An 18,767-nucleotide genomic window follows, 5' to 3' on the forward strand; every position below is an offset into this window, starting at 1 on the left:
CCATGAATTTTTCGCGTTTCTTCGTTGACCGACCAATTTTTGCGGCGGTGCTGTCGATTATTATTCTGGCGGTGGGGCTGATCTCCATTCCCAACCTGCCCATCAGCGAGTACCCGGACGTGGTGCCGCCCTCCGTGGTGGTGCGCACGGTTTACCCCGGCGCCAACCCGAAGGAGATCGCCGAGACCGTGGCGACGCCGTTGGAAGAAGCCATCAATGGTGTCGAGGACATGATGTACCTCAAGTCCGTCGCGGGCTCTGATGGCGTGCTGCAAATGACCGTTACCTTCCGCCCTGGTACCGATGCTGAGCAGGCTGCCGTCCGGGTGCAGAACCGGGTCAGTCAGGCCGAGGCCCGGCTGCCGGAAGCCGTGCGTCGTCAAGGCGTTACCACCCAGAAACAGTCGCCTACGTTTCTGATGGTCGTTCACCTGACCTCTCCCAGCGGCGAATACGACACCCTCTACCTACGCAACTATGTGCGGCTGAATGTCCGCGATCGTCTGGCCCGGCTCGAAGGGATCGGGGACGCGCAAATCTTCGGTGGGGGTGACTACGCCATGCGGGCGTGGCTCGATCCTGATCGGATAGCCGCCCGTGGCCTGACGGCCAGTGATGTGGTCGGCGCCATGCGCGAACAGAACGTGCAGGTCTCCGCCGGGCAGTTGGGGGCCGAACCCATTGAGGATAGTGACTTTCTCACCCTGATCAATGCCCAAGGGCGGCTGGAAACGGTGGAGGAGTTTGGTGACATCGTGCTAAAGCGCGGCGAGAGCGGCGAGATACTCAGGCTTGCAGATGTGGCCCGGCTGGAAATGGGCGCCGGGGACTATACGCTGCGCTCGCAGTTGGATAGCAACAACGCGGTGGGTGTGGGGATCTTCCAGGCACCGGGTGCCAATGCGCTGGAGATTCGCGAGCAGGTCGTCGCCACCATGGACGAGCTGTCCGAGCAGTTCCCGGAAGGCGTGGAGTATGAAGCGGTCTACGACACCACGATTTTCGTCAATGACTCTATAAAGTCAGTAATAGCCACTCTGCTGGAAGCCGTGCTGCTGGTAGTACTGGTGGTCACGCTATTTCTGCAGACCTGGCGTGCCTCCATTATTCCGCTGCTGGCGGTGCCGGTATCGGTGATCGGCACCTTTGGCGCGCTCTACCTGCTGGGTTACTCCATCAACACGCTCACTCTGTTTGGGCTGGTGCTGGCCATCGGTATCGTGGTGGATGACGCCATCGTGGTGGTGGAAAACGTGGAACGCAATATCGAGGAGGGCTTAAAACCCCAGGCTGCTGCTCATCAGGCCATGCGGGAAGTATCAGGCCCTATCATCGCCGTGGGGCTGGTGCTGTGTGCGGTGTTTATTCCCATGGCCTTCCTGTCGGGGGTGACCGGTCAATTCTATAGCCAGTTCGCGGTGACGATTGCCATCTCCACGGTGATCTCCACCATCAACTCGCTGACCCTGTCGCCGGCGCTGGCCGCAATGCTGCTCAAGCCCCATGACGCGCCCAAAGATCGACTCACCCGCGTGATCGATACGCTGTTCGGCTGGATTTTCCGGCCCTTCAACCGTTTCTTTAACGCCAGCTCCAACAAGTACCAGGGCGGCGTGGCCCGCTCCCTGAAGCATCGTGGCGCGGTGTTTGTGGTCTACGCGCTGTTGCTGCTGGGAACCGGGGTGATGTTCAAGGCGGTGCCACCTGGGTTTATTCCTGTGCAGGACAAGCTTTACCTGATTGCCGGGGTCATCCTGCCGGAAGGGGCGTCTCTGGAGCGAACCGACCAGATGCTTCAGGACGTGGTGGACATCGCCATGGAGACCGAGGGCGTGGAGCACGCCATTGCCTTTCCCGGTCTGAACGCGCTGCAGTTCACTAACACCTCCAACACCGGGGTGGCGTTTCTTACCCTCAGCGCCTTTGGTGAGCGCAGCCTTAGCGCTGCGGAAATAAATGCGCGAATAAACCAGGGCATTGGCGGCTTGAAAGAGGGCTTTGCGTTCTCCTTCATGCCACCCCCTATTCTGGGGCTAGGCAATGGGTCGGGCTTCCAGCTGTTCATCGAGGATCGCGGCAATCTTGGCTATGGGGCGCTGCAGCAGGCGGTGAACCAACTCCAGGGGGCGATTGCGCAAACGCCGGGAATGGGTTTTCCGATCAGTAGCTACCAGGCCAACGTGCCGCAGCTGGATGCCGAGGTGGATCGGCTGAGGGCCAAAGCCCAGGGTGTGCCGTTGACCGAACTGTTCGACACCCTGCAAACCTACCTTGGCTCGACCTATGTGAATGACTTCAACCGCTTTGGCCGCACCTGGCAGGTGATCGCCCAGGCGGACGCCCCCTTCCGGGCCAGCGTGGAGGACATCGCCCGCCTGCGCACCCGCAACGACCAGGGGGAAATGGTACCCATCGGCACGATGGTGAACATCACGCAAACCTTCGGGCCAGACCCGGTGCTGCGCTACAACGGCTACCCGGCGGCAGACCTGGCCGGCGAATTTGACCCCCGCGTACTTTCTTCCGCCCAGGCGATGGACGCCATCAACGCTCTGGCGGAAGAGGTGCTGCCCCCGGGCATGGCGCTGGAGTGGACCGACCTGAGCTATCAACAATCCACCCAGGGTAATGCGGCGCTGGTGGTCTTCCCGCTGTCGATCCTGCTGGTATTCCTAGTGTTGGCGGCCCTTTACGAGAGTTGGGCGCTACCGCTGGCGGTAATTCTGATCGTGCCCATGTCGATGCTCGCGGCGCTGATCGGTGTCTGGTTTGGCGGGGGTGATAACAACATCTTCGTGCAGGTGGGGCTGGTGGTGCTGATTGGCCTGGCCTGTAAGAACGCCATCCTGATTGTGGAGTTCGCCCGGGAGCTGGAACTGCAGGGCAAGGGAGTAGTGGAAGCGGCCCTGGAGGCCTGCCGGCTGCGGCTGCGGCCGATCATCATGACCTCGATCGCCTTCACGGCGGCGGTGCTGCCTTCGGTAGTTGCCACCGGCGCAGGCGCCGAGGTACGGGCGGCGCTGGGAACTGCGGTGTTTGCCGGCATGATTGGCGTCACCCTGTTTGGCTTGTTCCTCACGCCGGTGTTCTACGTGGCGCTGCGTAAACTGTCTGGCCCATTGGTCAGCCATCACAGCGCTACGTTGGATACTTCATCTCACCCTACCAGCCATGCCCAAAGTTGATGATAGAGCGGAATGCCGATTAGCACGTTAAAGGGGAAGGTAAGTCCTAATGACGCCAACATGGCCAGGCCAATGTTGGCGTCTGGGATAGCGGCGCGAATGGCAACGGGGGCGGCAATGTAAGAGGCACTGGCGGTAAGACTCGCCAGAATAACCGCCGAACCAGCGGGTAGCCCCAGCCAGTAAGCCATTCCTAGGCCGAAGCAAGAGAGCACGATAGGTGCCGTTAGCGCGAATATAATCAGACGGCTGTGCCCCCACCGCAGGCTGCGCAGTGTTTCTGCCGCGACCAGGCCCATCTCCAACAGGAACAGCGCCAGAATGCCATGGAAGGCTTTGGTATACAGGCCAGTCACCGACTCACCCGCATCGGGGCCGTATAGCCAGCCAATAAGGACACCGCCCACCAACAGGATCACGCCGCGATTGGTCAGAGTTTCGTGCCACAGTCCGGAAGTTTTGATCGGCTCCGATGTTGTGTCAGCGGCCTTTTGACGGCTGAAGCGCCGGTAGAGCAACAGGCCCAGCATGATGGCCGGTAGTTCGAGCAGTACCAGGTAAAGTGTCACCTGGCCACCGGTTATTAGGCTATGCGCTTCGGTATACGCCAGCGCCACGGCGAACGTACCGGCGCTAACGGAGCCGTAGTGGGCCGCAAGGCTGGCACTGTCGGCAATGGATAGCCTCACCAAATAGTGAACCACCGGAAAGATAATCAGTGGAATGATGATCCCCAGCAGAGTGACACCCGCTAACTCGACCAGCAGCGATATGCTCAAACTACCATGCAGCGCCATGCCACCTTTAAGGCCAATGGTCAGCATCAGCAGCAGGCTCAATATGTCATAAGCGGCTTTGGGAATACTGAGATCGGAGCGCACCACACCGGCAACCACACCTAGTACAAAAAACATCACCACAATATCCGGCACGGCCAATCTCCTTGATGGGTTTTAAAGCGGCTACTTTAGCGATTCAAAGAGATTGATGAAAACAAATAAACTTTATACAGTCATAGGTGATTATCTATGGTGCTGGTTATGAAAGTACGACAACTCACTTTTCGCTTGCTACAGGTCTATGCCGACGTGGTTCGCACAGGCTCACTGACGGCCACGGCAAATCGACTCCACCTGACCCAACCCACGGTGTCACAGCAGCTAAAGCGCTTGAGAGAGATTGTCGGTGAACCAATTGTGCGCCACGAGGAAGGGCGCTTGGTGCCCACTGAGGTCGGCCAGGCGCTTTATCAACTCAGTCAGGACTTGCTTAGCCGTGCCGATGTGTTTAGTCAGTACCTGGAAGAGTACAACCGCGGAGGGCGCGGGCACTTCAGCATCGGCTTGGTGAACACCGCACAATATGTACTGCCACGGCTATTAGGGCCGTTTGGTCAGGCTAATCCCCAGGTAGATGTCACGGTGGAGATAGGTAATCGCCAACAGATGCTCAATCGTTTTGAGCGCCATGAGGACGATATCTACGTATTTAGCCACCCGCCCATTGATGACGATGTATTAGCCGCCCCTTTTCTGAGTAATCCACTGGTAGTGGTAGGGCCGCAGCATTGCCGTTGGGCAAGCGTAGAAGGTCTCAGCATGGACGCACTCAAAGAGGAGCGATTTTTGCTGCGCGAACCGGGCTCTGCAACTCGGCATACCTTTGATGCCTGGCTCTACAGTGCGGGTATTGAGCTACGCTCTACCCAGCAGATCGCCAGTAATGAGGCGATTCGGCTAGCGGTGGCGTCAAACATGGGCCTAGCGGTGCTGTCTCGCCACGTTGTTGCGGATTCGCCCAATGGCGTTCAAGAGCTGCCGTTGCAGGGCTTTCCGCTGAAAAGTCGTTGGCACTTTGTGGTCAGACGGCAACGCCGCTTACCCCCCGCCGCCATTCGTTTTTTGAGCTATGTACAAGGTTCGCTGGCCCAAGCGTTTGACGAGCCTGAAGGTAAGATGGCCGTGGCTGAATTGCTTCAGGCTTTAGAGACTGAACGCTTAGGCATTGACTTAAAACCAGCGTCAATTATCCCCGTTGAAAGCGGTCTAGATCCTATGCGCTAAGCTAAGATATTAAGAGAGGGCTTGAGAGAGAACTTAAGAGCGTACTTAAGAGAGAGCTTAAGACTGCACTCGGTTTATGCAGCCGCGTTTCAATACTCATTTTGAGTAACCGCTGCAAAGGGAGGTAACTATGCTGCTCAAAGGATCATGCCACTGTCAGGCGGTGTCGTTCAGTGTGAAGTCTCACCATCCCTATCCTTTCAATCGCTGTTACTGCTCTGTGTGCCGCAAAACGGCCGGCGGTGGAGGTTACGCCATCAACCTCAGCGGAGAAAGCAAAACGCTCAATGTAAGTGGTGATGAGCATATCTCCATCTATCGTGCAGTCATCAACGGCGTGCAAAGCACGGGAGAGCGGCATTTCTGCAAGCACTGCGCCACCTCACTGTGGGTTTACGACCCCGATTGGCCCGAGCTGGTGCACCCCTTCGCCTCGGCGATTGATTCGGACTTACCGACCCCACCCCGGAAAACGCACATGATGCTGGGAAGCCGGGCCGACTGGGTCGAGGTTAATGCTCAGTTTCAAGACAAATGCTTCGATGAGTACCCGGATGAAAGCCTGGCCGAGTGGCATCAGCGCCTGGGGTTAGAGCGTTAATGCCTCTTGCTCTGTTTGGCATTTCGGTATAGCCACCATACATCAAACCCAAACGAATAGATTAAAGAGGTCAGCGCACTAATGGCCAAAAGGCTGGCCACAAGATGCGAGGTCAGTGGCGTTAGCGCCAATAGCAGCGCCACTACCTGCCAGACACATACGGCCTTACGACGAAGACTTTCGAACAGCGGTTCTGAAAGCCAGGGGAACGGCCAACTGGCGGCCACAAATAGATAGCGCATGCCGCCAATCATCAGCACCCAAAGACCTAAAGACTCCAACCTCAGCAATCCCGCGCAAAGCAGCAATATCAGCAGGGCATCCAACTCCATATCAAAGCGAGCACCGAACCGGGTGTGGCTTTGCGTGCGCCTGGCAATCCAGCCGTCAACGCCATCCAGCAGTAGGGCGATCACCGCGATCGCCAACCACTGCCAAATGGCTCCTACAAAGGCATTGGCGGCGAGCGCACCTGCCACTATTGCAACCAAAACCGCACGAACCAACGTAACTCGGTTAGCCCAACCCAGAGCGCCGTAGGGCCAGAAGATGATGACCAAGGTGGAAATAAACGTATAGAAGGCAAAGGACACCCACCAATTAGCCGGGGTGGCCATTAAGAGTGGTAAGCCTTTGCCTACGGCAATTAGCAGCAAGCCGCCTAGCAGTAGTTCTAAAGCGCCATAGAGACGTTTAGGCAGGGTGTACGAAGAAGCGTTGGAAAAAAGCGGCATGGTGGCTCACGAAGCGGCGTCGCTGTCCGCAGTTGAAATAAATGATGCAACTATTTTTATATGTACCATTCTTGTAGAAGAAGGTAGGGTTGTCCATAAGATCAAGAAATAGACGGGTTAGTTTCAATTGTTCCAAATGGTTAATCGAATATTTTCTTTTCACCCGCTACGCTGAAGATGGTGAACCATTGAAAACTGTTCTGCCTAGGGCCATGCAAAGCATGGTCACATATTACGCTAGGGGGCTGAGTCACACGGCGTGTCTCTTATTCCTAACTTGCAGCGCAATGGTGCCAAGCCACATTCAACGGAATGAAAAAGAGCCCGGTTCAAGTGGGCTCGTAACGAAAAGGAACGCTCATGTCGGCGCCTAACGATGTTGGCAATGCCCCTAATGCCGCTAAAAAAACCTGGGCCACAGCCTTTTGGGTGGCTAACCCAGCACAAGGCGAGCTGCGGCGAGAACCACTTGACTCTCCTGCTCAGGATGAGGTGCGTGTACGTACCTTGTACAGCGGTATCAGTCGCGGCACCGAATCGTTGGTGTTCAATGGTCGCGTCCCTGAGAGCGAATTTTCGCGCATGCGTGCGCCCTTTCAGGCGGGCGAGTTTCCTGCTCCGGTCAAGTACGGCTACTGCAGTGTTGGCCGCGTTGAACAAGGGCCAGACGCGCTGTTAAATAAAACCGTTTTTTGCCTGTTTCCCCATCAGGATCACTACATCGTGCCTGCTTCGGCAGTGCTGGAAGTGCCTACCAACGTGCCCGCTAAACGCGCTGTATTAGCTGCCAATATGGAAACGGCTATTAACGGCGTGTGGGACGCCGAGCCGATGCTGGGTGAGCGAATCAGTGTGATTGGCGCCGGTGTGGTGGGCGCGTTGGTGGCGTATCTATGCGCTCAGGTGCCCGGCGTTACCGTCCAGTTGGTCGATATCAACCCAGAGCGTCGCCAACTGGCCGAACAGTTAGGCGTGGCATTCTGCACTCCCGAACAAGCTCTCCATGATCAAGATTGCGTGATTCACGCCAGCGGCCAGTCTGCCGGCTTGCGCCAAGCACTGGCGTTAGTGGGCAGCGAAGGTCGCATTATCGAAATGAGCTGGTTTGGCGAGGGGGATATTGCGATACCGTTAGGCGGTGCTTTTCACTCCCAGCGGTTAACGCTTAAGGCTAGCCAGGTAGGCCAGCTGCCACCCAGGCTACGTCCCCGCTGGGACTACCAGCGCCGACTTCAATTAGCGCTGAACCTGCTGGCAGACGAGCGATTGGAGGCGCTGATCAGCGGTGAAAGCGATTTTGATCAGCTGCCCACGCTGGCCCCTAAGCTGTTTGGCCGCGGTAGCGCTGAGCTCTGCCACCGCCTGCGCTACTCCTCATAACCTACTTACTTATCATTGGAGTTTTTATGTTCCGTTTATGTGTTCGTGACCACTTTATGATTGCCCATAGCTTTAATGGTGAGATCTTTGGCCCTGCCCAGCGTACCCACGGGGCTACCTATGTTGTCGATGTAGTTTTTCAGCGCCCCGAGCTGGATGAGGACGGCCTGGTGATCGATATCGGCCTTGCCAGCGAAACGGTAAAATTGGTACTGGCGGGTTATAACTTCTGTAATTTGGATGAAGTGCCTGAATTTGCCGGTAAAAACACCACCACCGAGTTTATGGCCAAGGTGATCTTTGACCAGCTCGCCAAGGCGATTGGTGAGGGCAAAATGGGCATCACCGCCAAAGGGATTACCCATATGGAGATTAAGCTACATGAATCCCATGTGGCCTGGGCCAGCTACGAAGGCGCGCTATGAGTAAGCGGTTTACCCTTGTCGTTGCTGGTGACCCTGCTCAGCGCACCGGCGGCTATATCTATGATGCACAAATTGTCTCGGCCTTACGTAACCAGGGATGGGAAATTGACGTCGTCGGCTTGGCAGGCACGTTTCCTGATGCGGATGCCGAGGCGGCAGAAGCGCTCACTCAGGCCCTAGCGTTGCTTCCCGATCAGGCGGAGGTGGTGATTGATGGCCTGGCCATGGGAGCGCTGCCGGAGGTGGTGGCCCAGCATGCCCAGCGGCTGCAAATCACAGCGTTGCTGCACCACCCCTTAGGCGATGAACTGGGCCTTAACGATGCCGATCAGCAGCGCTTTCATCGCAGTGAGTTAAACGCGCTTGCCCACGTGGCGCGGATTATCGTCACCAGTCACTTTACCGCTCGGCGCTTACTGGAGCTGGCGGCCCACTATGAAATGCCACTCATTCCCCGTGTCACTGTGGTCGAACCGGGCGTTGTTCAGGCGCCGATCAGCCCCGCAGCAGAATCGGCTGAGACACTACGTTTGCTATGTGTGGCAACGCTAACGCCGCGCAAAGGACAGGATATTCTTGTTCAAGCGTTGTCGGGCGTTGCCGGTGATCACTGGCAGTGCGACTGCTACGGCGGCGCGCGGGATGCCGCCTTCACCCAGCGCGTTCAGCAACTGATTGATCAAAACGGCTTGCAGGGCAGCGTACACCTCCACGGCGAGTGCGATAGCGAGACCCTGGAATCGGCCTATCGCAGCGCCCACGCGCTGGTACTGCCCTCCTGGTATGAAGGCTACGGCATGGTGGTCACCGAAGCCCTGGCTCACGGCCTGCCGGTAATTACCACCACCGGTGGTGCGCTTCGCGATACCTTGCCAGCAGGCGCCGGTTTGAGCGTTGAACCGGGTGACGTTGATGCGCTGCAAGGTGCTCTAAGCCGTTTTTGCCATGACGACGAGCTACGCCACCAACTGCGCCAGGGAGCCGCCCAGGCCCGGGAAGCGTTAAGCGACTGGCAAGAAGCGGGAGCAAAGTTTGCTGCGGCGTTAACTGCGCCCGACGATTCTCCAAATTTACGCCCAGGCAGCCAGTTTGCGTCCGACTGGCTGACGCTGCGAGAGGCGGCTGATATCGATTCCCGTAGCCAGTCCTTGGCTGAGCTTGCCGCGGAGTGGCTGAACGCGCGTACGCAGGCGCCGCTGATAGCGGATCTTGGCTGCGGCCGGGGTAGTAATATGCGCTTTCTGGCGCCGCGCTTGAGTGGCCACCAGCGCTGGAAACTGATCGATCACGACGCCATTTTGTTAGCCCAGGCGCGCCAGCGTGCTGCCGGATTAAGCAATAGCCAAGGGCAGCCCGTGGCCGTTGAGACGCACTGCGTATCGTTGGAACCGCTTGCTGAGGTGCCGCTCGACGGCGCGCACCTCGTCACCGCATCGGCGCTGCTGGATCTGGTCTCCAAGCAGTGGATCGATGCTTTGGTGGCTCGCATTGCCGGGCAGCAACAGGCGTTGTTGATAGCGCTAAGCGTGACCGGTGAGTGGCACTTTATTGACCCTCAAGGCGCGCCGGTGCTGGATGACGAAGACCGCTGGCTGCTGGCGATGTTTATGGCTCACCAGCAGCGTGATAAAGGTTTGGGTGATGCGCTGGGTGGACAGGCGCACGGGGCATTAGTTGCTGCGTTAGAGCATGCTGATTACCGCATTGAACAAGCTGAAACACCGTGGCAGCTTGCTGCGGGTAGTCAACAACAGCAGCCGTTAATGATGGCGCTACTCGAAGGCTGGGCTGAAGCCGCCACCGAGCAAGCTCCGGAAGCGGCGGCGCGCATTGCCATCTGGCTACAGCAGCGTCAGCAAGCGGTGGCTAATGGCGAGCTGGGTATTTGGGTGGCGCACCGCGATCTGTTTGCCACGCGCCTGCTTTCCACGCCCAGGGTAGAGGCCTAAGCCAATGGGGCCTGTTAAGGGAATTTTCACTCGGCTAAGTGCTTGTTCTAAAAAGCTGGCGTGGGGAAACCCATGGCTTCGCCGCGTGGTGATTAGCATAGCGTTGCTGAGTGCGGTGGCGCTGTGGGTGGAGCCCCAGGCGATTGTGGCTGAGGTTCAGCGCTTCTCCGCTGAGTGGGTCGTGCTGGCGTTAGCCATCAGCACGCTACAGATCATGCTTTGTGCCTGGCGTTGGCAGTTTACCGCGGGGCTTATTGATGTACCGCTGCGGTTTGTATACGCGCTACGGGAGTACTACCTGGCTCTGCTGGTCAATCAACTGTTGCCCGGCGGTGTATTAGGCGACGCCGGGCGGGCGCACCGCCATGCCACCCAAGCGCAGTCTAGGGGGCGCGCCTGGCGAGCGGTAATTATCGAGCGCGCCTCAGGGCAGGTCGCCGTGGTGGTGTTAACACTAACCGCGCTGCTGTTCTCACCGCTCTGGCATGCCGCGCTGGGTGAGTCAGTGATCACAGCGGTGGGGTTAAGCGCATTCGCCGCTCTTGCGGCGCTCATCGCCAGCGGCCTGCTGCTGCGCCAACGTTTTAGCCATGGGCTTACAAGGCTGCCGAGCTGGTGCCAAGCCCTGGCGCGCGATGTAAGGCGTGGTTTGTTGCGGCACGGCGTGTGGCCCCAGCAGTTGCTTTCGTCTCTGGTGATTGTGTTGAGCTATGGTCTGGTAATGGTCTGTGCGGCTCGGGCGATTGGCGTTGAGCTACCGTCGCTGCAAGTGCTGGCGCTGACACCGGTACTGCTACTGGCCATGCTGATCCCGTTTTCGGTAGCCGGATGGGGATTGCGTGAAGGTGCCGCTGCCGGTGTTTGGGCCTTGGTCGGCCTGCCGCCCGCCCAAGGGGTGGCGGTGTCATTGGCTTACGGGGTGCTGGTGTTGCTGGCGAGCCTACCGGGCATCTGGGTGGCGCTGAGTCGTCGTGAAAAAGCGCAGCCTTCAGGCGGTGGTATCCCTCAGTCGCAGGTCGAACAGCGTGTCGTCACCGCAGCGGAAAGTTCGCGCGGGCGGGCGCAGCGCACTCTCAAGGGTCTCGATGGGCGTCATTTGCAGCCCTGGCCTACCAGAGCCGATCAGCAGCGGGGCGACCAGCAGATGCAGTCGATCAACGGTTCCCGCTTCGATAAACTGAGACACCGTAATGCCGCCGCCTTCTATCAACACCCGCGGCAGGCCCTTCTCGGCCAGCAGGGTGACAACATCATGGGGAGCGAACTGACCGCTGGCGTTCAGGGGCAGTACGCAGCGTTCAACGTGGGCCAGGCTCGTCGTTGTCTGCAGCTCAGGCCTTACGTCAGACCCCACGATATGCAGCGTCGGGGCGCTATCGGTGTTCAGCAGCGCCAAGTCGTTGGGAATGCGACCGCGTGGATCAAGCACCACCCGCGTCGGGTTGGTGCCGCTAACGTGGCGCACGGTCAACTGCGGGTTATCGGCGCTGGCGGTGCCCGCACCGACCACCACCGCGTCGACCAATGCACGCAGGCGATGCAGGTGAACCAAGCTTTCATGGCCGTTGATGTAGTGGGAGTGGCCGCTTTCCGTCGCGATGCGGCCATCCATACTTTGCCCCAACTGCGCCACCACCCACGCCGCTCGACTGGCCAGCGGGGTCAGGCAGTCGAGCAGCTCTCGCGCCTCAGCGGTGACCGCTTTGGCCGTTTGCCACTCACCGGTTGGCGACACGTTAATCGCCACATCGCAAGGACGCCGATGACGCAGTGCCAACAGCCAATTCCAGGCGTCGGCCAGTGCAATCGTGTTGACATGAGATTCGGGCATGACGCCTCCGCACTTAAAGATTCGCTTCATCATGCGGGCGCTTCTTGGTTGAGAGCAAGCCGTTCGGGGCAGCCATTCATTCAGTTCAGAGCAAATAGCTCAGCGCAAGCGTGCGCCACCCCCCTCGTAAGGAAGCCAGGAGGCCTACATGTACCAGATTGAACGCGCTATTTTCGATATCCGTCGTGGATTACCCGTAGTGGTCAATGCCGGTGAGCAACGTTTGCTCGTGCAGGCGCTGGAAGGCAGTGAATCGGTCGAAGCGCTGGCTCTGCTAGCGGGTGATCGGCCTTCGCTGGTGCTTACCCGTCACCGGCTGGCGGCGATGGGCATGAGCCTATCCACCGAGGCGGCCAGCCTGCCGTTGGCTGCCCACATTAGCACCAATGAGCTGCATGGCTTGGCCACGGCGGAAACGCTTTCACAACCCGCGGGTGGATTGCTTAGCGGTTTAAAGCCCGCCGGAATAGCCGAACTAGGCGCGGTGACGCTGATGCGCCGCGCCCTGCTGATTCCCGCAGCGCTTTGCGCTTTTGTTAGCGAAGAGGCCACAGCGGCTATTGAGCAGCAGCTGGCTGAAGGACGCCTGCTGCAGGTCAGCGCTGAAGACGCTACGCAGTGCCTTGCCGGGGCGCCGGGTATGCTCAAACGGGTGAGCGAGGCAAATATTCCCCTCGAGGATGCTGCCGACAGCCGCTTTGTCCTCTTCCGTGAGCCGGACGGCCTGCGTGAGCACGTTGCGGTGGTGATCGGTAAGCCGGAACGCTGGGAAGGCGCGGTGCCGTTACGCCTGCACTCGGCGTGTTTAACCGGCGACCTGTTCGGTAGTCTGCGCTGCGACTGCGGCGAGCAGTTGCGCAACGCCGTGGCGGATATTCAGGCCATGGGCGGCGGCGTGTTGCTCTATCTGGCACAGGAAGGCCGAGGCATTGGTCTGGCCAATAAGCTGCGCGCCTACACTTTACAGGATGGTGGCCTGGATACCGTGGATGCCGATCAAGTGCTTGGTTTTGGTGACGATGAGCGCCAGTATGCGGTGGCGGTCGACATGCTTAACGCGCTTAACATTGATCAGGTGCAGCTGCTGACCAATAATCCCTTGAAGATGGAGGCGTTGCGTCAGGGCGGTATCGAGGTGGTCTCACGCCAGGCGCTGTACGGCAGCGTTACCCACCACAACCAGCGCTACCTCAATGCCAAGGCCACCCGAGGCGGGCACTTGTTGGAAGATGTGCTCAGTGGCCAGCGTTAAACGCACAACGGTCGCGAGCTAAAGCTGCCTCCCACTGGTGCAGCGAGCTTGGGTTAGCGGCGGTAGGTGGGCGGTTTCCGTCACTACGGCCGCCAGATGGCGGGCATAGTGTTGAACCAGCTGCTCGCCTAGTTCAGCGCTGGCTTTGCTGGCATCGCCCGCTACGCCTTGGGTGCTTAAGTCTTCTGCCAGCCAGGCAAAAGCTGCAGCACCTTCTGCGCTCACTAATGCGTCGCTTTGGGGCGCTGCAGGCGGGGTGGCCTGATAGCCGTCCAACTGCACCAGCGCTGGCGCTAAATAGCGCATCAACGCGGTTTCGAGTAGCCCACCGTGTAAGCCGTAGCGCAGTTCTTCCGCATCAATGGCACCCTCTAACGGCGGTAGTCGGGTATAGGTCGCTTTTACCACGCGCATGTTATGCCGCCGTCGCAGGGTTAACCCTGCCAAATCCATCACCGCCTTATTGCCACCATGGCTGTTAAGCAGCACCAGACGACGAATGCCAGCGCGAGCTAAGCTGTCGCCGTAAGCTTCTAGGGTGGCGATGGCCAGCGGTGCAGGCAGGCTAAGCGTGCCGGGGAAGTTGGCGTGCTCATCGCTGGCGCCTACCGCAATTGGCGGTAGGCAGATTACGTTAAGTGAGGGATCTAGTTGCTCCAGCATAGCGGCCTGGAGACCCTCGCCAATGGTGAGATCGGTGGCTAAAGGGAGGTGAGTGCCGTGCTGTTCAATGGCCCCGAGTACCAACACCGCGACTGGGTCGAGCTGAGCGAACTCGGCTAACTTTGGAGCGGTAAGGGTTTGCCAGTGGTGAATCATTGTTTGACGTGCCTGTAGGATATTTAAAAATTAAAGTGAACTCAGCAGTAGCGAATGGTCTGAGCGGCAGGCGTAAAGATCCCCAGATGGCAGTCCTTCGGCCCCTGCGCTTAGCCACTCGCTAACCGCCTGCGGCGTTTGCCACTCGGCCCAGCGGAAATGGCGCTGCTCACCGACCACCACATTATAACGGTACTCGCCAAGGCGGCTTAGGTGGCTTACGCAGGCGTGACTCACCTCTAGCGTACCGCCTAAAAACTCCACCGAAAGTGCGGCCACTGGGCAGCTTAGACCCGCAAGTACCTCCGCCTCAAAGCCCTCAACGTCGATTTTGATAAAGCTGGGTTCGCCATACTCGTCAATTAGCGTATCCAACGTGGTGACCGGAACCTGCAAACGTTGTTCCCAACGTACCTGACTAAAGCCTGCGTTGCGTTCGCCGATTTGCTCCCGCCACTCAGTGGCAAGCGTGGCCAGGGTTGGGTTGCTGGGGCTGATCGCTATCTCAGCAAAGCCATCCGTAGGGCCCGCCGCCATGGGCAGCAGGGTAATGGTGGGCGGCTTTACCAGGCGTTTAAACCATTTGGCGAGGTCGGGCTGGGGTTCCAGTGCCACCACCTTGGCACCGAGCGCATGAAAAGCCGCGCTACGGTCGCCTAGGTGTGCACCGATATCAAAGGCGACGGTGCCGGGTTGTATGAAAGGCTGGTATAGGCGCTGGAGCCCGCGCTGGCGCCCAGGCCGCCAATAAATAAACAGTGAGCGGGCTAGCCCGCCCGCGCTGCGCAGTCGTTGTAGCGCCATGCGCTGCATCAGTTGGTCTCCCTGGAGGTTGAAGTAGACGTCATTGAAGGCGCAACCAATGATTGGCGATCAAACTGCTGGAAAGATTGGCAACGCATCTGACTAAAACGCTCGGCAGGGGGCAGTTGAAGTACAAAAGGTGCCTGGGTGATTGGATCAAGAGGATGAGGGTCGCTTTCGCTCATTAGCTTGGCGTAGTCATCCAGCAGTGGCGGCTTCAAACAGTTACTGGGTGTTTTGAGCAGCCCCAGCCGATGGCTTACTACGCCGCCCCAGGTACCGCTGCTGGAGTATTTGACCAGCGGTGCTGCACCGACAAGGCCAAGCCAAGCTGGTGTTAACCAACCAAACGCCGTCGGCGAGAAGGACACCATGGCGCCCGCCCAGACTAGCCCAGTGATAGTCATCCAGCCTGTATGTTGCCAGGTTTCACGCCAGGACAAAGAGCGTTCGCCGCGGTGTTGTGTTTGCCAGTCCACAGAACGCCCCAGCAATATATTGATAATGAACAAGCTGTGCCACGCCATCATCAATGGGGCTAGCAAGGCAGCAAACAGCATTTCTAGAAAGGTGCTTGCCAGTAGGCGAAGACGGCCACCAAAGGCGTGGGGTGTTTGCCAGAAGGCCAACACCAAGCCGAGCAGTTTGGGCGCCAACAGCATTCCAAGGGTAATGGAGAGTAGCCCTAGTGACAGCGGCTCAGGCAGGTCTTTTTCGCCCGCATCGCTAAGAACTTGATAAGAGGCCAAAATACTGGTGCAGACCAGAAGTCCTAGCCACACCACCGATGATAAATAGGCAAAGGCGCCGTAGAAGAAGTGGAGGCGGCTCATGGGGTGGAGACCTGCCCCGCCCAATAAGCGTAGGTGTTGAAGGTTCCCCTGGAGCCATCGTCGGTCGCGCTTGGCAAAGTCGAGCAGGTTGCTTGGCATGGCTTCAAAGCTGTTATGAGAGGCGCTGGCATAAGGGTCATGGCGCGAGACCGCGGTGGTAATGGAGGTATCCAGTATTACCTGCCAGCCGCCGCGTTTGAGCAGGGCGGCCTCAACAAAGTCATGGCTGAGTATCTCGCCGCCTAGCGGAGGTTTGCCGGAGAGTGTCGGTAAGCCCGCGTAATCCATAAAGGCGCGGGTGCGAATAATGGCGTTGTGTCCCCAGTAGTTGGCCGCATCGCCCTGCCAGAAGCTCTGACCTGCCGCCAACATGGGGCTATACAGCGCTGAAGCAAACTGGGTAAAGCGGCCAAACAGGGTTTTTTGCCCTACCGGAATTGGTACCGTCTGGAGCAAGCCAATGCTGGGCTGTCGCTGCATGCGCTGCACCATGCGCAGTAGCGTGGCGCCGCTCATTAGGCTATCGGCGTCCAGCACGATCATAAAGTCGTAGTTGCGCCCCCAGCGGCGGCAAAACTCAGCGATATTGCCCGCTTTGCGACCCTCATTATTGGGCCGCCGCCGGTAGTGGATCGCGAGTTTGTTGGCGAAACGGCGCTGTAGCGCCCCCACGTGAGCTTCTTCCAGTTTCGCCACGCTGGCGTCCTGCGTGTCGCTAAGGACAAACACTTCAAAGTGTTCACACATGGGGCGTGCGGCTTCGCCTTCCTCGCTATCGTCAATGGCATAGCCCAGCAGCGAATGGCAGGTGGCTTCAAGCCCGGCAAAGGTGGGGATGGGCGGCTCGGCAAAAATTGGCATCACAATGGCGGTGCGGCTCACCAGCAGGCGTGCGCTGGGTGCTTCCATATCCAATTTACGTAGGCTTAGCGGATCGCGGCGCAACGCGCACACCACGAAACCGCAGACCGCGCCCCAGAACGCCAGGGCAATCCAGGTAAAGGTCAGCGCGAACAACATCAGCATGGTGATCTGCCAGCCCATGGAGAGACTTCCGGCGACCCGGCTCATGGCGATACAGCCCGCGACGCTGGAAATCAGCACCATGATAGCGAGAAAGGCACGGCGGATTTTCAGCCAGGGAATCGATGGCGTTATATCGATTGTATTAGGCATCGGGGTACCACACATAATTCCAGGTTTCGCTAACTGGTTCGCCGTTTAAGGTGAGCCTTAGGCGAACATCGCTGGGTTGATCGCTAGCGGGTAGTCGGAAGCTGGCTCGCCAGCCATTGTTGGGCAGCGATGTGACCTGGGGGAGCAGAACCTCACCGTGCAGGGCGCTGATATCTAACTCGACGGGCTGATCAGCGGTGAGCTCTTCTAAGGCACCTCCTTGAAAATCGACAATAAACTGGCGCTGACCTTGTGAGGCAGTGTCCGTTTGCCCCGGCACCGCCGCACTGCCATGACGAGTGCGAATGGCGCGGCCAAGGTCGTGCGCGTCAGGCTGAGTGTTCAGTGTGTGAGTGAGATAGTGCAGGCGGCGGGATTCGCCGGCATCCAGGGTGTCGTCTGCCACCCAGTAGGCGACGATATTGTCGTGAGTTTCATCGGGGGTCGGGATTTCGACAAGTTCCACGTGGCCCGGGCCCCATTCGTCCAGCGGCACAACCCATTGGCTGGGGCGACGGTGATACTGGGCTTCGGTATCCAAATAACGGTTAAAATCCCGCTCTCGCTGCATTAATCCAAAGCCTTGAGGGGAGTCGTCTACAAAGGCGGATGTATGCAGGTGAGATGGGTTACTCAGCGGGCGCCAGATCCACTCGCCGCTACCGGTATGTATTAGTAGGCCATCGGAGTCGTGCACCTGTGGACGGAAATCGTCCGGCCGCTCTCGGCTTGCCTCACCATAAGTGAACATACTGGTGAGCGGGGCGACGCCAAGCTTGGTAATATCTTGTCGGGCAAACAGCTCCGCTTCGACCTCGACCTGAGTATTCTCACCGGGTTGGATAACAAAACGATAAGCGCCGCTGACCGAGGGGCTATCCATTAACGCCAGCAGTTCAATTTGTTCGGCGTCAGCCTCGGGTTTATAGAGCCAAAACTCGCGGAACGCCGGGAACTCTTCGCCATCTGGTGAGGCGGTATCGATCGCCAGCCCGCGGGTGGAGAGCCCGTAAGCCTGGTCACGCCCGACAATGCGGAAGTAGCTGGCACCGAGAAATACGCCAAATTCGTCAGCGTAGTCACTGCTGTTAAGAGGATAGTGGAGGCGAAACCCAGCATGGCCGCTGCCGGTTAGGTCTTGCTCTTTCAGCGCGGCGGCATTGCCGTCGTAGGAGTAGTCCGCTGCTGAAAAGGGTAGGGGGGTTACCGTGTCGTTGTCGATGACGTTCAAGGCAATCGGGGTTTGAAACAGAAAGCCGCTATGAAATAACTGTAGGCTAAAAGGGCTCTCGTCCTTCCAATAGGCATGGGCGGGATCAAAGCGAATTTGCCGGTAGGTATCGTAATCAAGCTCACGCAACACCTCGGGCAATGTCTCTTCGGGCGCTTGATAGGCCTCTTCTGCAAGCTGTTGGGCGCGTTCAATGACAGCGCTGAAGTGTTTATCGTCTTCGGCAAATGCCGGTAAGGCCAGTGTGCAGCCTATGAATACCATCCATTTACCAGCCCGCCACCTATTAAAATGGTTACAACGCATGGGCGAAATCCTTTCCGGTGAAGGCCTGCAAAATGCATGGCCTTATGCCAAGCTAAGCGTGAAATTTTTACACAATAACTATACGATAAAATATTACAGTACATGATTATTGTGTATTTCAGCAGTCTTATTCCTTGCTCTCTTGTCTTACGCTTGGGTGCACCTCCCTTCGAGGCTG

Annotated in this window: 14 protein-coding genes and 1 pseudogene; 8 read left to right on the forward strand and 7 right to left on the reverse strand. The window is 58.3% G+C overall.

What is annotated here, in order from left to right:
* The first annotated feature begins 2 nt into the window (after window positions 1-2).
* Window positions 3-3,185 (forward strand): efflux RND transporter permease subunit, encoded by a 3,183-nt coding sequence (locus tag SR894_RS04940; RefSeq protein WP_133731251.1) that lies wholly within the window; start codon window positions 3-5, stop codon window positions 3,183-3,185.
* On the opposite strand, the gene SR894_RS04945 is transcribed toward SR894_RS04940, so the two are convergent.
* Window positions 3,158-4,117, reverse strand: a complete 960-nt coding sequence (locus SR894_RS04945; RefSeq protein ID WP_133731250.1) for a sodium-dependent bicarbonate transport family permease — start codon at window positions 4,115-4,117, stop codon at window positions 3,158-3,160. The genes SR894_RS04940 and SR894_RS04945 overlap by 28 nt on opposite strands.
* A 108-nt stretch (window positions 4,118-4,225) precedes the next feature.
* Here SR894_RS04945 and SR894_RS04950 point away from each other — a divergent pair, with 108 nt between their 5' ends.
* Window positions 4,226-5,248, forward strand: a complete 1,023-nt coding sequence (locus tag SR894_RS04950) for a LysR family transcriptional regulator (protein WP_246638014.1) — start codon at window positions 4,226-4,228, stop codon at window positions 5,246-5,248.
* Window positions 5,249-5,378: 130 nt separating this feature from the next.
* On the forward strand, window positions 5,379-5,849 hold the full coding sequence (locus SR894_RS04955) for a GFA family protein (protein WP_133731249.1): 471 nt from the start codon (window positions 5,379-5,381) through the stop codon (window positions 5,847-5,849).
* On the opposite strand, the gene SR894_RS04960 is transcribed toward SR894_RS04955, so the two are convergent.
* Window positions 5,846-6,583, reverse strand: a complete 738-nt coding sequence (locus SR894_RS04960) for a CDP-alcohol phosphatidyltransferase family protein (protein ID WP_133731248.1) — start codon at window positions 6,581-6,583, stop codon at window positions 5,846-5,848. The genes SR894_RS04955 and SR894_RS04960 overlap by 4 nt on opposite strands.
* A 360-nt stretch (window positions 6,584-6,943) precedes the next feature.
* Between SR894_RS04960 and SR894_RS04965 the strand changes: the two genes are divergently transcribed.
* The 4 genes and pseudogenes from SR894_RS04965 to SR894_RS04980 form a co-directional block, all read left to right on the forward strand.
* The gene (locus SR894_RS04965; RefSeq protein WP_133731247.1) at window positions 6,944-7,963 is read left to right on the forward strand and encodes a zinc-dependent alcohol dehydrogenase; all 1,020 of its coding nucleotides are present in this window, start codon (window positions 6,944-6,946) and stop codon (window positions 7,961-7,963) included.
* A gap of 26 nt (window positions 7,964-7,989) precedes the next feature.
* Window positions 7,990-8,388 (forward strand): 6-pyruvoyl trahydropterin synthase family protein, encoded by a 399-nt coding sequence (locus SR894_RS04970; protein ID WP_133731246.1) that lies wholly within the window; start codon window positions 7,990-7,992, stop codon window positions 8,386-8,388.
* Window positions 8,385-10,337, forward strand: coding sequence for a glycosyltransferase (locus SR894_RS04975; protein ID WP_133731245.1), 1,953 nt, complete (start codon window positions 8,385-8,387; stop codon window positions 10,335-10,337). Before SR894_RS04970 ends, SR894_RS04975 begins: the two co-directional genes overlap by 4 nt.
* Before the next feature lie 4 nt (window positions 10,338-10,341).
* Window positions 10,342-11,265 (forward strand): annotated as a pseudogene (locus SR894_RS04980) (lysylphosphatidylglycerol synthase transmembrane domain-containing protein); the annotation flags it as partial.
* A 60-nt stretch (window positions 11,266-11,325) separates the two neighbouring features.
* Here SR894_RS04980 and SR894_RS04985 read toward each other — a convergent pair.
* Window positions 11,326-12,201 (reverse strand): RibD family protein, encoded by an 876-nt coding sequence (locus tag SR894_RS04985; protein ID WP_322535544.1) that lies wholly within the window; start codon window positions 12,199-12,201, stop codon window positions 11,326-11,328.
* Between the two features lie 115 nt (window positions 12,202-12,316).
* Here SR894_RS04985 and ribA point away from each other — a divergent pair, with 115 nt between their 5' ends.
* Window positions 12,317-13,420 carry a GTP cyclohydrolase II RibA gene (gene ribA, locus SR894_RS04990; protein WP_223287811.1) on the forward strand — a complete coding sequence of 368 codons (1,104 nt, stop codon included), beginning with the start codon at window positions 12,317-12,319 and terminating at the stop codon, window positions 13,418-13,420.
* Between the two features lie 18 nt (window positions 13,421-13,438).
* Here ribA and SR894_RS04995 read toward each other — a convergent pair whose 3' ends face one another.
* Genes SR894_RS04995 through SR894_RS05010 form a run of 4 tightly spaced genes read right to left on the reverse strand, consistent with a single transcriptional unit; the run spans window position 13,439 to window position 18,589 of the window.
* Window positions 13,439-14,239 (reverse strand): creatininase family protein, encoded by an 801-nt coding sequence (locus SR894_RS04995; protein ID WP_133731242.1) that lies wholly within the window; start codon window positions 14,237-14,239, stop codon window positions 13,439-13,441.
* Window positions 14,240-14,269: 30 nt separating this feature from the next.
* A complete protein-coding gene (locus tag SR894_RS05000; RefSeq protein WP_133731241.1) occupies window positions 14,270-15,052 on the reverse strand; it encodes an FkbM family methyltransferase in 783 nt (260 codons plus the stop codon).
* Window positions 15,052-17,052: a glucans biosynthesis glucosyltransferase MdoH gene (gene mdoH, locus SR894_RS05005; RefSeq protein ID WP_133731240.1), complete on the reverse strand. Its 2,001-nt coding sequence runs from the start codon at window positions 17,050-17,052 to the stop codon at window positions 15,052-15,054. Before mdoH ends, SR894_RS05000 begins: the two co-directional genes overlap by 1 nt.
* Window positions 17,045-18,589 carry an OpgD/OpgG family glucan biosynthesis protein gene (locus SR894_RS05010; protein WP_244286514.1) on the reverse strand — a complete coding sequence of 515 codons (1,545 nt, stop codon included), beginning with the start codon at window positions 18,587-18,589 and terminating at the stop codon, window positions 17,045-17,047. Before SR894_RS05010 ends, mdoH begins: the two co-directional genes overlap by 8 nt.
* Between the last annotated feature and the right edge of the window lie 178 nt (window positions 18,590-18,767).

The sequence above is a fragment of the Vreelandella neptunia genome (assembly GCF_034479615.1).
GTDB lineage: Bacteria > Pseudomonadota > Gammaproteobacteria > Pseudomonadales > Halomonadaceae > Vreelandella > Vreelandella neptunia.

What these genes read in the sequence shown, in the direction of transcription:
- SR894_RS04940 (WP_133731251.1), top strand. Translation starts at nt 3, where the DNA reads ATGAATTTTTCGCGTTTCTTCGTTGACCGACCAATTTTTGCGGCGGTG.
- SR894_RS04950 (WP_246638014.1), top strand. Translation starts at nt 4,226, where the DNA reads ATGAAAGTACGACAACTCACTTTTCGCTTGCTACAGGTCTATGCCGAC.
- SR894_RS04955 (WP_133731249.1), top strand. Translation starts at nt 5,379, where the DNA reads ATGCTGCTCAAAGGATCATGCCACTGTCAGGCGGTGTCGTTCAGTGTG.
- SR894_RS04960 (WP_133731248.1), bottom strand. Translation starts at nt 6,583, where the DNA reads ATGCCGCTTTTTTCCAACGCTTCTTCGTACACCCTGCCTAAACGTCTC.
- SR894_RS04965 (WP_133731247.1), top strand. Translation starts at nt 6,944, where the DNA reads ATGTCGGCGCCTAACGATGTTGGCAATGCCCCTAATGCCGCTAAAAAA.
- SR894_RS04970 (WP_133731246.1), top strand. Translation starts at nt 7,990, where the DNA reads ATGTTCCGTTTATGTGTTCGTGACCACTTTATGATTGCCCATAGCTTT.
- SR894_RS04975 (WP_133731245.1), top strand. Translation starts at nt 8,385, where the DNA reads ATGAGTAAGCGGTTTACCCTTGTCGTTGCTGGTGACCCTGCTCAGCGC.
- SR894_RS04985 (WP_322535544.1), bottom strand. Translation starts at nt 12,201, where the DNA reads ATGATGAAGCGAATCTTTAAGTGCGGAGGCGTCATGCCCGAATCTCAT.
- ribA (WP_223287811.1), top strand. Translation starts at nt 12,317, where the DNA reads ATGTACCAGATTGAACGCGCTATTTTCGATATCCGTCGTGGATTACCC.
- SR894_RS04995 (WP_133731242.1), bottom strand. Translation starts at nt 14,239, where the DNA reads ATGATTCACCACTGGCAAACCCTTACCGCTCCAAAGTTAGCCGAGTTC.
- SR894_RS05000 (WP_133731241.1), bottom strand. Translation starts at nt 15,052, where the DNA reads ATGCAGCGCATGGCGCTACAACGACTGCGCAGCGCGGGCGGGCTAGCC.
- mdoH (WP_133731240.1), bottom strand. Translation starts at nt 17,052, where the DNA reads ATGCCTAATACAATCGATATAACGCCATCGATTCCCTGGCTGAAAATC.
- SR894_RS05010 (WP_244286514.1), bottom strand. Translation starts at nt 18,589, where the DNA reads ATGCGTTGTAACCATTTTAATAGGTGGCGGGCTGGTAAATGGATGGTA.